Raw genomic sequence first — 12281 nt, forward strand, 5'->3', positions numbered from 1 at the left:
GCTTTTGCGGAGGGGGTACACCCGGTCCCATGCCGAACCCGGCAGTTAAGCCCTCCAGCGCCGATGGTACTGCGATTCGCTTCGTGGGAGAGTAGGTCGCTGCCAAGAGTCTTTTCTCTTTTTATGCATGGGCCGGTAGCTCAGGCGGCTAGAGCACTCGGCTGATAACCGAGAGGTCAGTGGTTCGAGTCCACTTCGGCCCACCATGTGATATAAAATCTCCACCTTCTTAAGAAGGTGGAGATTTTTTTCTATGCTCCTATTTTTTTAGAAGAATATATGGGCGAAAATACACACTATAGGGAGAGTTATGATCGTTCTCTCTATGAATATGATAAACAGGTCCTTCAGATCCACCGGTATGTCGGATCCCAATATAACAGCTCCCGTCTCGGACATATATATAAGCTGAGTAACCGATACCGCTCCGATGATGAACTTGGTCATGGGAGATGTTATTGTTTGGGCCATCAAGGAGGGGACCACCATGTCGGCAAAACCTACCACAAGGGTATGACTGGCTGCTGCGGCCTCCGGAATATTGAGCGCGTTAAGGAGCGGCATGAAGGGCATTCCCAGCCATTGGAATAACGGGGTGGACTCAGAGATCACCAAAGCGAGGGTACCGAAAGCCATTATTATGGGTAGAACTCCCAGCCATAGGTCTAAGACCGTTTTTGCCCCGTTTTTCAGGAGGTTCCCCACATTTCCGCTGTTGGATGCTTTCTCCATCGCCAGAGTGAGCCCCCACTGATTTCTGGACATCCCCTCGGGAATGACATCCCCCGTCTCTTTCTTTACTCCGTGGAGGTATTCGTCCTTTTTCAATGAAAGGGGAGGAATTCTGGGAACTATCAGGGCTGCCGCTATTCCTGATACGGTCACTGCCAGATAATATTGTCCGAAGTAATCCAACATACCGATGTTCTCCAACACTACTAGACAGAACGTTATGGAGACGGCGGAAAAGGTCGTCCCGATCACCGCGGCTTCTTTTGCGGTGTAATACCCTTCAGTGTACTGTTTGTTCGTAAGGGCTACTCCGATGGTGCCGTCCCCTACCCATGAGGCTATGCAATCTATGGCGGAACGACCGGGAAGTCCGAATAAGGGTCTCATAAAAGCGGTCAGATATACCCCTATATATTCGAGAAGTCCGAAATCGGTCAGTAACGGCAGTATAAATCCGGCTATCAGGAATATGGTAAAAAGGCCGCAGATGAGGTCGAATAGGATAAGCCCTCCGGTGTAGTCCGACCAGACTATCTCCGGGCCCAGGTTGAAGTAGACCATGTAGGCGATGATCATCCCCAATATTCTGGCGGATGTCCAGAACCATGAAACGTCGAAGATTTTTTTCCAGTAGTCGTTTTTATCGATAGCCTTTGGTCTCGATAGTTTGAATAACACAGTAGTAATAGTGCTGATGGTTATAAAAATCAACACGAGCAAAGATACCGGTATCATTCCATTGATCATGGAATTTACTTTTTTAGATAGTATGGATACTAATACGGTCTGTCGTTCGTCAATTATCAACGGGGTCATTAATAAAAATATTCCCAAAAATGACGGAATTACAAACCTCGCGATCTCCGGTAACGAAGATTTTTTACTTCCTATACTACTCATAATAGCACCTCCACGATAGATATTAACAACTCTTCCCCTTATGTAGTTTACTTCCGCCTACTTAATCATAAACTAGTATAGGTGTGGAAGTTTGTCAAATGTCGATGTTTTGTCTATTGAAAGACATCTGTTCTCGATGCATGAGGTTTCCCCTTGAGACGGCGGAGACTCTTAGTGGTATGATGATATGAGTTTTTATAGTATATGGGGGCTTACAGGGGGGATTTATATTAAAGGTATAGGAGTATCTTCCGGTATAGCTATCGGCAGAGTGTTCGTCGATTGGAAGGAACAGGTAGAGATCGAAAAAGAGTACGTGGACGATGTCGAGGTGGAGCTGGATCGTCTTAACGCGGCCATAGAGGTTGCAGGTCAGGAGATCAAGGATCTCTATGACGATGTCTCCTCCCGCTTGGGTAGAGACGAGGTGGAGATGTTCGCCACTCACGGTATGATGATAGAGGATTCCGAGTTTATCGGACAGATAAAGGGTCGGATAATAACGGAAAACGTAAACGCCGAATGGGCCGTACGTTCTGTAGCCGATAAGTTCATTCAGGTCTTTGAGGATATGGATGACGACTATCTCAAGGCCAAAGCCGACGATGTAAAGGATGTAGCTACAAGGATGTGTCGTCTTTTACTTCACATAGAGGGTAGCGATCTGAGCAATTTGAGGGAGAAGTCCATCGTGGTAGCTAAGGCTTTCACCGCGTCCGAGATAGTTCAGATGAACAGGGATAAGGTCCTGGGAGTTGTCTCTCAGGAGGGAACTTTGACCTCTCATGCGGTCATCATGGCTCGAAGTTGGGGGGTACCGGCTGTTATAGACGTTTCCAATGTCTTGGACGTAGTGGAGACCGGGGACATGATAGTGGTCGACGGTAGCGAGGGAGTGGTAATACTCAATCCCGACGAGGATACCCTTCACATTTACAGCGAAAAACAGCGGGAGTTTGTCGATTTTTCGAAAAAGCTTTCCCAGATGGCCGGGAAGTCCACTGAAAGCGAGGACGGTTACCCCATTAAGTTGTACGCTAACGCGGATACGGGCAGGGATGTGCAGGGTGCTCTCAAAAACGGTGTTAGTGGAATAGGCCTTTTCAGGACAGAGAGGCTCTACATGGACAGGGATAGATTGCCGACCGAGGGGGAGCAGTTCGGTCTTTATAAAAAGGCCGTCCAGGAAATGGGAGGCAAGACTGTTATATTCAGGACCCTGGATATCGGCTGTGATAAGATTCCTGGATATTTGAACGTTCCGGATGAGGATAATCCTGCGTTAGGTTACAGAGCGATAAGATTATCCCTGGCCAGGGCAGATATCTTTAGAATCCAGCTTAAAGCGCTTCTCCGATCCAGCGCTTTTGGAAAGGCCAAGATAATGTTTCCCATGATCTCCGGTATTGAGGAGCTCAGATTGGCCAAGGGAGTTCTTGAGGATGTCAAAAACGATCTGAGAAAGGACGGAGTTCCCTTCAATCCGGAAATAGAGGTTGGCGTTATGATAGAGGTGCCTGCCGCAGCGGTGGTATCGGACCTTATCGCCGAAGAAGTGGATTTCATGAGTATTGGTACCAACGATCTCATCCAATATACCTTAGCGGTGGATCGTACCAACCGTAACCTATCCCATCTCTTCAGCCCATTTCATCCTGCAGTTCTTCGTTTGGTCAAGATGACTATAGATAACTGCAGAAAAGCCGGGGTAAAGGTGAGTCTGTGCGGAGAGATGGCAAGCGATTCTCTTTTGATCCCCGTTCTTATGGGCATGGGGCTTGAGAGATTCAGCATGAACGTGGATTCCATTCTAAAGGCCCGATGGATAATTTCTCAGCTTGGCAAAAAAAACATGGAGGATACTCTGTCGGAAATATGGGGATTGACTACGGCTAAGGATGTGCGCCGTTTCTGCGAGGATCGATTCGGATCCCTCAAGAAGGCTTTCTGACGGAGAACTATAAAGGGGTAGGCCCTATCCTAGGATAGGGCCTACCCCTTTATAGTCACCTATAAAAATCACGTCCAAGTTTCCTCCATCAGGCGGTTTTTACGGGGCTTCCGATGTGTCGAGGTGAGGCTTGGGCGGTACATACACGGGTTCTTTGTCTTTCGAGCTATCCTGAAGAGGTATTTCCACTATCTTCACTGTAGGGATGCCCGGCCCTTCCGGTTCTCCTGTCAGTTCTTTTACGGGAGGGATGGGAACTACCTTGACCGGGGTCCTGTCAGAGGTCCCCTGCGGAGGCAGTACGATTTTTCTCGCTCCCATTGCCGAGAATCCTGGAACGGTCTGTATCGTTTCTTTCTGTGTATTTATTAGATTGTCGTTGGGGCCAGGATCAGATGAGGTAGGGTGAGGTATTGGGGTTGGTCTCGCTTCGACGTGGTCTCTGTATATATCCCTGCCGGGGGCTATAACCGGAAGCGCCTGTCTATATGCTTTCCTCGATCTATCCCATAGAGGTATGGCTTCGCCTTTTTCCCTGTTTTGGAGAACCCTGGATAGCTGAGGGAACTCGGGATCTATCTCCAGGACTTTAGTGAAGGCTCTTTGGGATTCCTGAAGTTTACCCATGCCTTGAAGGCCTTTGGCGAGCCAGTACCAGCCGTCGCTCGAATCTGGACGCTGTTCCAGGTAGGCCTGGAGGTAATCGACTCCTCTGTGGTAGAGTCCAGCCTCTATCATCTGTTGTCCTCCCCGCCAGGCCTGCTCCATTACTATGTCCGTTTTATCTGCTCCGTGTAAGGATGTAGTAGTTGCCGAGAGCAAGATTAAGATATAAAAAACTCGAGTTATTCCGTTCAACGTCAGATCCTCCTGTCTACTTGTGTTTTATGTATAGAGGCATGACTACCAGATCCTTTAACTTTATCGGTTCGTCCTTGTCCTCTTTCACTACCTCTACGATCGCTTCGTGGCTCTGTACCTTGAGAACCTTTACGGTTCCGCCTTCCGTCGGTAGGATTACGACCGGCCTTTCCGGGTCTACCGTATCGTATCTATCGCTTCTCATCACCTTCAGGAGATCTCCCTCTCGGACTCCCTCTACCATCCCTAAGCTGATGATATATCTTCTCCTTTTGGGAGGACGTTTTTTTAGTTCATCTTTCGTAGGCGATATTATCCGTCCTATCATCTTATAACCGGATATACCGTCGAATAAGACATCTCTGCTTTTTCGGAGGGCTTTTTTGAATGCGTTCCAGTAGGGTGTTCCCCTAAAGGACTTCCAGAGAGGTTTTCTCATCGGTTGTTCGTCATCTTTAGGATCTGGAAAGAGTTGCCAGAAGTCCAGTCCTCTTGGGAACATCTTGTTCACCGGTAGGAGATCCAGAGGGCGGAGGAACAACAGTTTCCCGCTCTCCGGTTGATGGGTCAGATAGAAGATCCTACCATCCCCAGGAGAGAAGGTAAAACGTCTGTCCTCGCCTGCGATGGAGGATGCGTAGGAGAGTTGTCTGGTAACTCCGTCGAATATCTCCATCCTGAGAGCGACGTAGGCCATCCTATCGGATCCCAGATGTTTTCTGTCGGTCATCTTTAGCCTGTAGAAATGGAGCCTTATGCCGATGTCGGCATAAGGGGCACCACCTCTAAGCCAATAAGGTTCTTCCTCTTTTGTAAGAGTTATGATCCTGGCATATGGATATTCCATCAATAGGGCGACGAATTCCTCCGTGATTTTTTGATCGAAGACGTCGAGCGGGTAGTATTTGCTTTCCCATACCTCTATAGGGGTATCGTTTATCACTGGAAGCACGGCGATCTCGATTCCCGGAGTATCCAGCACGTTCCCCCTGGCATCGGAAGGAGCTAGGGCGAGCGTCGAATAAGACAGGATGATGCAGAGAATCAGCTTTATGGAACGATGTAGGATCATGGTTTACTTCCTCTCTTCCTGGGTACGGACGTCTTCTTATTGTATCGTCAGATTCAGCTCTTCGTTTAAATCTCCGAAGAATTCGTCCAGATCTCCCTCTATTCTGAGATCGATCCTTTCGGGAGGGAGGTACGCTTCCGAAACCTCTCCTTTGTTTACCACGACGATTCTGCCTGTGCAACAGGAGGGTAGCAGAGCAGCGGGAACCACGGTCAAGGACGATCCCAACACGAAGAGCAGGTCTGCCTGAGAGATTATGGAGCGACTTTCCTCCAGATGTTTTACGTTTTCTCCGAAGAAGACTATGTCCGGTTTTATCACTCCGCCGCATTTTTCGCAGTGAGGGATATCCTCCTCCATGGTCTTTTTCCAGGATGTCTCGTAGTCGTAGCTTTTTCCGCAGGAGAGACAGGTGCTTTTCCAGATTCCGCCGTGTATCTCCAAGACGTTTTTAGATCCGGCCTTATGATGGAGTGCATCGATATTTTGGGTCACTATGCCTTTTAAGCTTCCTTCTCTTTCGAGAGCGGTGAGAAAACGATGGGTATAGCTGGGGGATACATCCTCCAGGGCCTTCAGAAATTCTCTGTGAAACTTGAAGAAAAAAGCTGGGTCTCTGGAGAAGAAATCAATGTCGAATATCCTTTCCGGATCGACATCGTATTTTCTTTTATATATGCCGTTAGGCCCTCTGAAGTCGGGGATGCCTGAACTGGTCGAGACTCCCGCGCCGCTCAATACGGCGATGGATTTGGCTTCCCTCACCATCGATGTGCATTTTAATATTGTTTCGTGGTTGTTTTTCATTGGAATTCCTCCTTTTTGTTAATGCAACCGGTTACGCTAGATGATACAATCCCTGTGACGAAATCACTGAGGAGGTTTTACTATGTCGAAGCTGATTTACGGAGTGGACGACAAACCGCGTTTTCCCATAATGGTTCTGGCCGGGGCTCAGCATGTTCTGACTCTTTTTGGTGCGACGACCCTGGTTCCTCTTATCTTCGGTCCCGCCATGAACATGACTCCGACCCAGATAGGTTTTTTCATAAGCTGCGTGTATATGTCTATGGGGGTGGCTACCCTGATTCAGACCAGTACCATGGGGTCCCGCCTGCCCATAGTACAGGGGTCCAGTTTTAGCTTCATCCCCCCTATAATGACCATTATAGGGGTTTATGGAGCTCAGGGGGCGAACGTGTGTCTTCAGTATATTGGAGGAGCTTTGATACTCGGCGGTGTTCTCATGGCGTTGATCGGATACACAGGTTTGGTGGGAAAGGTTAGAAGGTTCATCACCCCTGTCACGGTGGGACCTACCATAATGGCCATAGGTTTTTCCCTCGCTCCTGTCGCCATAGGGGGTAATGCGGCGAATTATTGGCCGGTTTCTCTTTCTGTCGTCATCCTGATCTTCCTTTTCAGTCTAGGCATGAAAAATCGTTACATCAATATATTTTCGATTCTATCCAGCGTCGTCATAGTTTACCTTCTTTGTCTGGTCCTGAGTTCTTCCGGAATTTTTACTCCCGATCATCCTGCCTACATAGATCTTTCTAGCGTTATCGCTGCCAAGTGGTTCCAGTTTACCGGCATTGCACCTTGGGGCGTCCCTAAGTTCAGTCTGGTGGCCTTCGGAGCCATCGTTGCCGGGTTCTTCGCCGTCTTTATAGAGAGCATCGGCGACTATTACAACGTAAGCCACGCATGCGGTCTGAACGATCCCAGCGAGGAGACCATAAATAAAGGAATCGGAGCCGAAGGGCTGGGATGTGCTATCGGAGGCCTCTGCGGCGGCGTAGCTTGTACCTCTTATACGGAGAACATCGGCCTTATAGGACTGACCGGAGTCGGATCCAGGTGGGTCGTTAGAACCGGAGCTGTGCTTCTGATCGTCATGAGCTGCATCGGGAAGCTTGGCGCTCTGGTCGCGACCATACCTACACCTATAATAGGAGGGTGTTATATCGCTCTGTTCGGCATCATAGGAGCCTTGGGTATACAGGCATTGTCCAGGGCTGACATGAACTCTCAGAGGAACGTTATGATAGTGGGATTTTCTTTTCTTATGGCGCTTGGTTTGCCAGGATGGGTAGAGGGACAGCAGGAGATGTTCTTCTCCATGGGAATCTTCGGACAGGTGCTGTGGGCTATAGGTAAGACCGCTATGGCGGTCGCGGGGATATGTGCAGGCGTTTTGGATAACGTCATTCCCGGAACCGACGAGGAGAGAGGAATAAGGAAAAAAGAGTCCCATTGACGAAACGTCTCGTCGATGATATGCTATCCCCAGCAAGTAAGTAGGAATTATTCCTGTTTTGTATGGATAGGACATCATTGGAGGGATTTAGGTGGCATTCACAGAGAAGATGCAAAAAGCTATGAACGATCAGATAAACGCGGAGATGTTTTCCGCATATCTCTATCAGTCTATGGCCGCTTGGCTGGAGTCGACAGATATGCCCGGTATGGCTCATTGGATGGAGGTTCAGGCTAAGGAAGAGATGGAACACGCCTTCAAGTTCTACCGCTATGTAATGGAGAGAGGCGGAAATGTTACGTTACAGGCCATAGAGGCCCCTCAGTCCGAGTGGGATTCTCCCGTCAGCGTTTTCAGCGATGCCTTGGACCATGAAAAGTACATATCCAAGCGCATAGACGATCTCATGGATATGGCCATATCGGAGAAGGATCACGCCAGCAGGATAATGCTCAACTGGTTCGTAGAGGAGCAGGTGGAGGAAGAGGATAACGCCTCTACGAACCTGGCCAAGATCCGTCATCTCGAGGGTTCCAAGAGAGGCATGTACATGTTGGACAAGGAGTTCGGTTCTAGAGGTTAGCATCACCGCTACAATGCTTGATTTCTGATCTGTATTGAAAGACGGAGCTATGTCTCCGTCTTTTTCTCTTTATATCGAGGTCTAGATGGTATAGTTGTAAAAAACATAGAGGAGGTCTCGAATCATGAACGTAGTAGATCCTAGAGCTCTGTTCTCTCTTTCCTACGGCGTATACTTAGTTAGCAGTGTCAACGAGGACGGTCGTTTCAACGGTCAGATTGCTAACTCGGCCATACAGGTTTCAGCGGAGCCTCCGACCATCGCTGTGTCCATACATAGAGAAAATCTGACCGGAGAATATATTGAACGCAGTGGCGTTTTTTCACTTTCCGTGCTCGATCAGACCGTTCCCATGATCTTCATAGGTCCTTTCGGTTTCAAGTGTGGCAGATCTGTGGATAAATTCGTAGATTGTCGCTATAAGATCGGTTCGACCGGCGCTCCTCTGGTGCTGGATTATGCAGTGGCCACCATGGAGGCGAGGGTTATCTCCGTTACGGAGGTCTACACCCACAAGATTTTTGTTGGAGAGATCGTTGGAGCCACCGTGGTAGGCGACGGAGACCCCCTTACCTACGCTCAGTATCATACGGTCAAGAAAGGAAAGTCGCCGGCTCATGCCCCGACCCATGCGTTCAACGAAGTCCCTCGCTGATGTAAATGTCGAGAGACTGGCTCCCTTTCTGGAGGATATATACGATAAGTACAACCGAAAGGACCTGATCCATCCCGATCCTCTGGAGTTTCTCTATGATTATTCCAGGGTAGAGGATCGCGAGATAGTCGGCTTGATAGCCTCGTCCCTGGCTTACGGGCGGGTCGCCCAGATACTGAAGAGCGTTTCTAGCGTCCTTGCTGCCATGGGTAGCTCTCCCTTCGATTTCGTGGTCTCCGGCGATCGCTCCTTATGGATGAGGTGTTTTTCCGATTTTCGTCATCGTTTTTCTGGAAGCGACGATATGGTAGGCCTTCTCTGTGGAGTAAGGAGAGCGATCGACCTTTACGGTTCTCTGGATCGAACGATGGAGCGGGCGTTGATAGAGACGGATTCGGTCTTTCAGGGTTACGGTAGATTTGCGGAATGGCTCGTGGGGAAGGAGAAAAAGAACTCTCTGCTTCCCTTACCGGGGAGAGGGAGCGCCTGTAAGAGGCTGATGCTGTATTTTCGTTGGATGGTCCGTAGAGATGAGGTGGACCCCGGAGGCTGGTCCTCTCTTTCTCCATCGGACCTGGTAGTTCCCCTCGATACCCATATGCATAAGATAGCTCGCGTTTTAGGTTTTACATCTAGAAAGAACGGTGATTTCAGGACTGCCGTCGAGGTCACCGAGGCCTTCGGACTCATTGACCCGGGAGATCCTGTGAAGTACGATTTTGCTTTGACCAGGTTCGGTATAAGGGACGATATGGAGTTGAAGGCTCTTTTTGAGGAGGTAAGACCAAAGGTAGGTGGTATCGTTGGATAAAAGTCTTTGGGATTCCGGTTTCGTCGCGATAGACGTGGAGACCACAGGGCTTTCCAGTAGATGGGACAGAATAGTGGAGATAGGTGCGATCAGGTTTACCCCTGGCTCGGAGACAGAGTCCTTTCAGACCTTCGTGTCTCCAGGTAGACCTATACCTTTCGAGGCGGTGGCGATACACGGGATAACAGACGAGATGGTCGAGGGGGCTCCGAGTCTTTCGGAGGCTTCAGTAGCTTTGGCGAGCTTCCTGAAGGAAGAAGAGCCGATGGTGTTCCATAATCCGTCCTTTGACCTGAGTTTTTTGGACGCCAATATGATAGATATAAAGGGATCGTGGAATACCACACCGGTTTTTGACACCTGTGGGTTGGCCCGGAAGGCTTTCCCCGGCATAAGAGGATACAGTTTAGTTGCCCTGGCCCGTCACTTTGGACTTTCCGGAGGAGGGCATCATAGAGCTTTAGAGGATTGCAGGTATAGCGCGTCACTTTTTAATCGTATATTGGAAGCTATAGACGGCCTCCGTTGTATGAGTCTGAAAAATCTGATATCGGACTACAGCTTTAAGCGTTAACGGAACTTGTTGAGGGTTTTCAGCACTCTTGGGACCTCGAAGGGCTTTACGATAAAGTCCTGAGCGCCAGCCTCTATGGCTTTCACCACCATGGGCTTTTCGCCTCTGGCGCTGATGATCACTATCTTTGCGTCCGGATCGATTTGACGTATCCTCTTGGTGGCTTCCAAGCCATCCATGAGAGGCATGGTTATGTCCATTATGACGAGTTCCGGATGTATGCTTTTGTAGAGCCTCATGGCCTCTTCGCCGTTTTCCGCTTCCCCGGCCACGAGAAAACCGTTATCCTCTATCAGTCTTTTCAGCATAGCTCTTATGAAGGCGGCATCGTCCACTATCAAAACCTTTTTGAATATGCTTTTTTTGTCCGACGTCATGTAGAAGTCCTCCTCTCCGCTTTTTCGGGATATAGTTTTGTACTTTGCCAAGGAGATGTCTTTATGAAAAAACACCTGATAAGAGTATGGAAGAGCACTCATTGGGGACACCAAATTGCCATGTTGTTTTTCGTTATATTCCTGGCTTTAACGATGGTTTTCGTCGTGGACGTCCTAAGCCATCCCGGTCGAAGCTGGACTGAATCTTTGTTGGTGAAGATGATAGTAGAACGCAGAGTTCAGGATTAATACTGATAAGGCCGTCTCATTATACCCTTTTGTCTGCCCCTGTCCACGTCGACGAAGGATAGAAGGAAAAGTCCGATTATGAAGGTGCTTCCGATGGCTAAAACCGCCAGCCTCGGGGATCCGGTCAGCTGGGTTATTATTCCGAAAGCTGCCGGACCGGCGATGCCGGCGAATTTGCTCGATATGTCGTAAAAGCCGAAGAACTCGGCGCTTCTTTCCGGAGGTAGCATCGATGCATATATGCTTCTGCTGATGGCCTGGGCTCCACCCTGTACCATTCCCACCGATATGGCTAGTATCCAGAAATGCAGGGAAGTCTTCATCCAGTAGGCTCCTACTGCTATCAGCAGATACCACGATAACGCTCCATACAGGCTTTTCTTGCTGCCTACCTTTTTTGCTATTCTTCCGAAGAGCAGTGAGAAGGGAATGCCTATGAACTGGGTGGTCAACAGCGCCATGACCAGTGATTTTCGGTCAATGCCTACCTGGGCTCCGAATATGGCGGACATCCTTATTACCGTCCCTATACCGTCGTTGTATAACCAGAAGGCAAGCAGAAAAACGAATGCGTCCCTGTACTCTCTGATCTCCCGAAATGTCTTAGCCAGGGAAGCGAAGGTTCCCATTTTCTCCGAACCACCGGGGAACGCCCTTCGAGGTTCCGGAACTGCCACCATCAGAGGGATGGTGAAGGCAGTCCACCAGAGACCTACGGAGACGAAGGAAAGCCTTGCTCCCAGTGCCCCGGGAAAGATAGCCATTAGGCCCAAATTGAGGGCTAGGACGGTTCCTCCTCCCAGGTATCCCATAGCGTACCCTCTGGTGGATATCTCGTCCATTTTGTCGAGGGGGGCTATGTGGGGCAAAAGAGAATCGTAACATATGGCGGAACCCGAAAACCCTACGGAGCCTAAGACCAAGAGGAAAAGAGCTATCTTCCAATCTCCGGATCCTACCGACCCCATCGCTAATGCCGAGAGAGCTCCTAACACTGTGAATATGGCGACGATCTTCTTCCTTATGGACCTGATATCGGCGAAGGTTCCCAGAAAAGGGGCTAGAAAAGCCCCTATAAGGAGGCCTAGAGAGGACGCATATCCCCAATAAGCTGTGGCAGACGACGGAGATAGCGTGGATGCCGCTACCTGTTGGAAGTATATCGGGTATATAACTGCCATTATAGTCGTGGCGAATGCGGAATTGCCTACGTCGTAAAGGCACCATGCTAGGATGGAACGTTTTTTTTCTTTCAT

Annotated in this window: 13 protein-coding genes, 1 tRNA gene and 1 rRNA gene; 9 read left to right on the forward strand and 6 right to left on the reverse strand. The window is 49.2% G+C overall.

The window, feature by feature from the left end; translation table 11 throughout:
- A 5S ribosomal RNA gene (rrf, locus tag L2W48_RS00005) occupies positions 1-108 on the forward strand; the annotation flags it as partial.
- A 21-nt stretch (positions 109-129) separates the two neighbouring features.
- A tRNA-Ile gene (locus L2W48_RS00010) sits at positions 130-206 on the forward strand.
- 61 nt (positions 207-267) lie between these two features.
- Here the strand turns inward: L2W48_RS00010 and L2W48_RS00015 are convergent.
- On the reverse strand, positions 268-1446 hold the full coding sequence (locus tag L2W48_RS00015; RefSeq protein ID WP_236116484.1) for a YjiH family protein: 1179 nt from the start codon (positions 1444-1446) through the stop codon (positions 268-270).
- 373 nt (positions 1447-1819) lie between these two features.
- On the opposite strand from L2W48_RS00015, the gene ptsP reads away from it, so the two are divergent.
- Positions 1820-3583: a phosphoenolpyruvate--protein phosphotransferase gene (gene ptsP, locus L2W48_RS00020; protein ID WP_236114888.1), complete on the forward strand. Its 1764-nt coding sequence runs from the start codon at positions 1820-1822 to the stop codon at positions 3581-3583.
- Positions 3584-3682: 99 nt separating this feature from the next.
- Here ptsP and L2W48_RS00025 read toward each other — a convergent pair whose 3' ends face one another.
- The 3 genes from L2W48_RS00025 to L2W48_RS00035 all read right to left on the reverse strand — a co-directional run bounded on the left by L2W48_RS00025 (position 3683) and on the right by L2W48_RS00035 (position 6323).
- Positions 3683-4321, reverse strand: coding sequence for a tetratricopeptide repeat protein (locus L2W48_RS00025; RefSeq protein ID WP_236097537.1), 639 nt, complete (start codon positions 4319-4321; stop codon positions 3683-3685).
- Positions 4322-4457: 136 nt separating this feature from the next.
- Positions 4458-5516 carry a FlgT C-terminal domain-containing protein gene (locus tag L2W48_RS00030; protein WP_236097538.1) on the reverse strand — a complete coding sequence of 353 codons (1059 nt, stop codon included), beginning with the start codon at positions 5514-5516 and terminating at the stop codon, positions 4458-4460.
- A gap of 36 nt (positions 5517-5552) precedes the next feature.
- Entirely contained in the window at positions 5553-6323 is a 771-nt protein-coding gene (locus L2W48_RS00035; RefSeq protein WP_236097539.1) for an SIR2 family NAD-dependent protein deacylase, read from the reverse strand.
- An 82-nt stretch (positions 6324-6405) separates the two neighbouring features.
- Here L2W48_RS00035 and L2W48_RS00040 point away from each other — a divergent pair, with 82 nt between their 5' ends.
- From L2W48_RS00040 to L2W48_RS00060, 5 genes are all read left to right on the forward strand, one after another.
- Complete coding sequence (locus L2W48_RS00040; protein ID WP_236097540.1) at positions 6406-7776, forward strand: uracil-xanthine permease family protein; 1371 nt, start codon at positions 6406-6408, stop codon at positions 7774-7776.
- A 91-nt stretch (positions 7777-7867) separates the two neighbouring features.
- Positions 7868-8359: a ferritin gene (locus L2W48_RS00045; protein ID WP_236097541.1), complete on the forward strand. Its 492-nt coding sequence runs from the start codon at positions 7868-7870 to the stop codon at positions 8357-8359.
- Between the two features lie 124 nt (positions 8360-8483).
- The gene (locus L2W48_RS00050) at positions 8484-9014 is read left to right on the forward strand and encodes a flavin reductase family protein (RefSeq protein WP_236097542.1); all 531 of its coding nucleotides are present in this window, start codon (positions 8484-8486) and stop codon (positions 9012-9014) included.
- Positions 8989-9825, forward strand: coding sequence for a TIGR02757 family protein (locus L2W48_RS00055; protein WP_236097543.1), 837 nt, complete (start codon positions 8989-8991; stop codon positions 9823-9825). Before L2W48_RS00050 ends, L2W48_RS00055 begins: the two co-directional genes overlap by 26 nt.
- Complete coding sequence (locus L2W48_RS00060) at positions 9818-10399, forward strand: 3'-5' exonuclease (RefSeq protein WP_236097544.1); 582 nt, start codon at positions 9818-9820, stop codon at positions 10397-10399. The genes L2W48_RS00055 and L2W48_RS00060 overlap by 8 nt, the downstream gene beginning before the upstream one ends.
- Here L2W48_RS00060 and L2W48_RS00065 read toward each other — a convergent pair.
- Positions 10396-10776 carry a response regulator gene (locus L2W48_RS00065; protein ID WP_268906525.1) on the reverse strand — a complete coding sequence of 127 codons (381 nt, stop codon included), beginning with the start codon at positions 10774-10776 and terminating at the stop codon, positions 10396-10398. The two genes, L2W48_RS00060 and L2W48_RS00065, sit on opposite strands and share 4 nt — an antisense overlap.
- A 63-nt stretch (positions 10777-10839) precedes the next feature.
- Between L2W48_RS00065 and L2W48_RS00070 the strand changes: the two genes are divergently transcribed.
- The gene (locus L2W48_RS00070) at positions 10840-11025 is read left to right on the forward strand and encodes a hypothetical protein (protein WP_236097545.1); all 186 of its coding nucleotides are present in this window, start codon (positions 10840-10842) and stop codon (positions 11023-11025) included.
- On the opposite strand, the gene L2W48_RS00075 is transcribed toward L2W48_RS00070, so the two are convergent.
- On the reverse strand, positions 11022-12281 hold the full coding sequence (locus L2W48_RS00075) for an MFS transporter (protein ID WP_236097546.1): 1260 nt from the start codon (positions 12279-12281) through the stop codon (positions 11022-11024). The two genes, L2W48_RS00070 and L2W48_RS00075, sit on opposite strands and share 4 nt — an antisense overlap.

This window comes from Dethiosulfovibrio russensis, from assembly GCF_021568855.1.
Lineage (GTDB): Bacteria > Synergistota > Synergistia > Synergistales > Dethiosulfovibrionaceae > Dethiosulfovibrio > Dethiosulfovibrio russensis.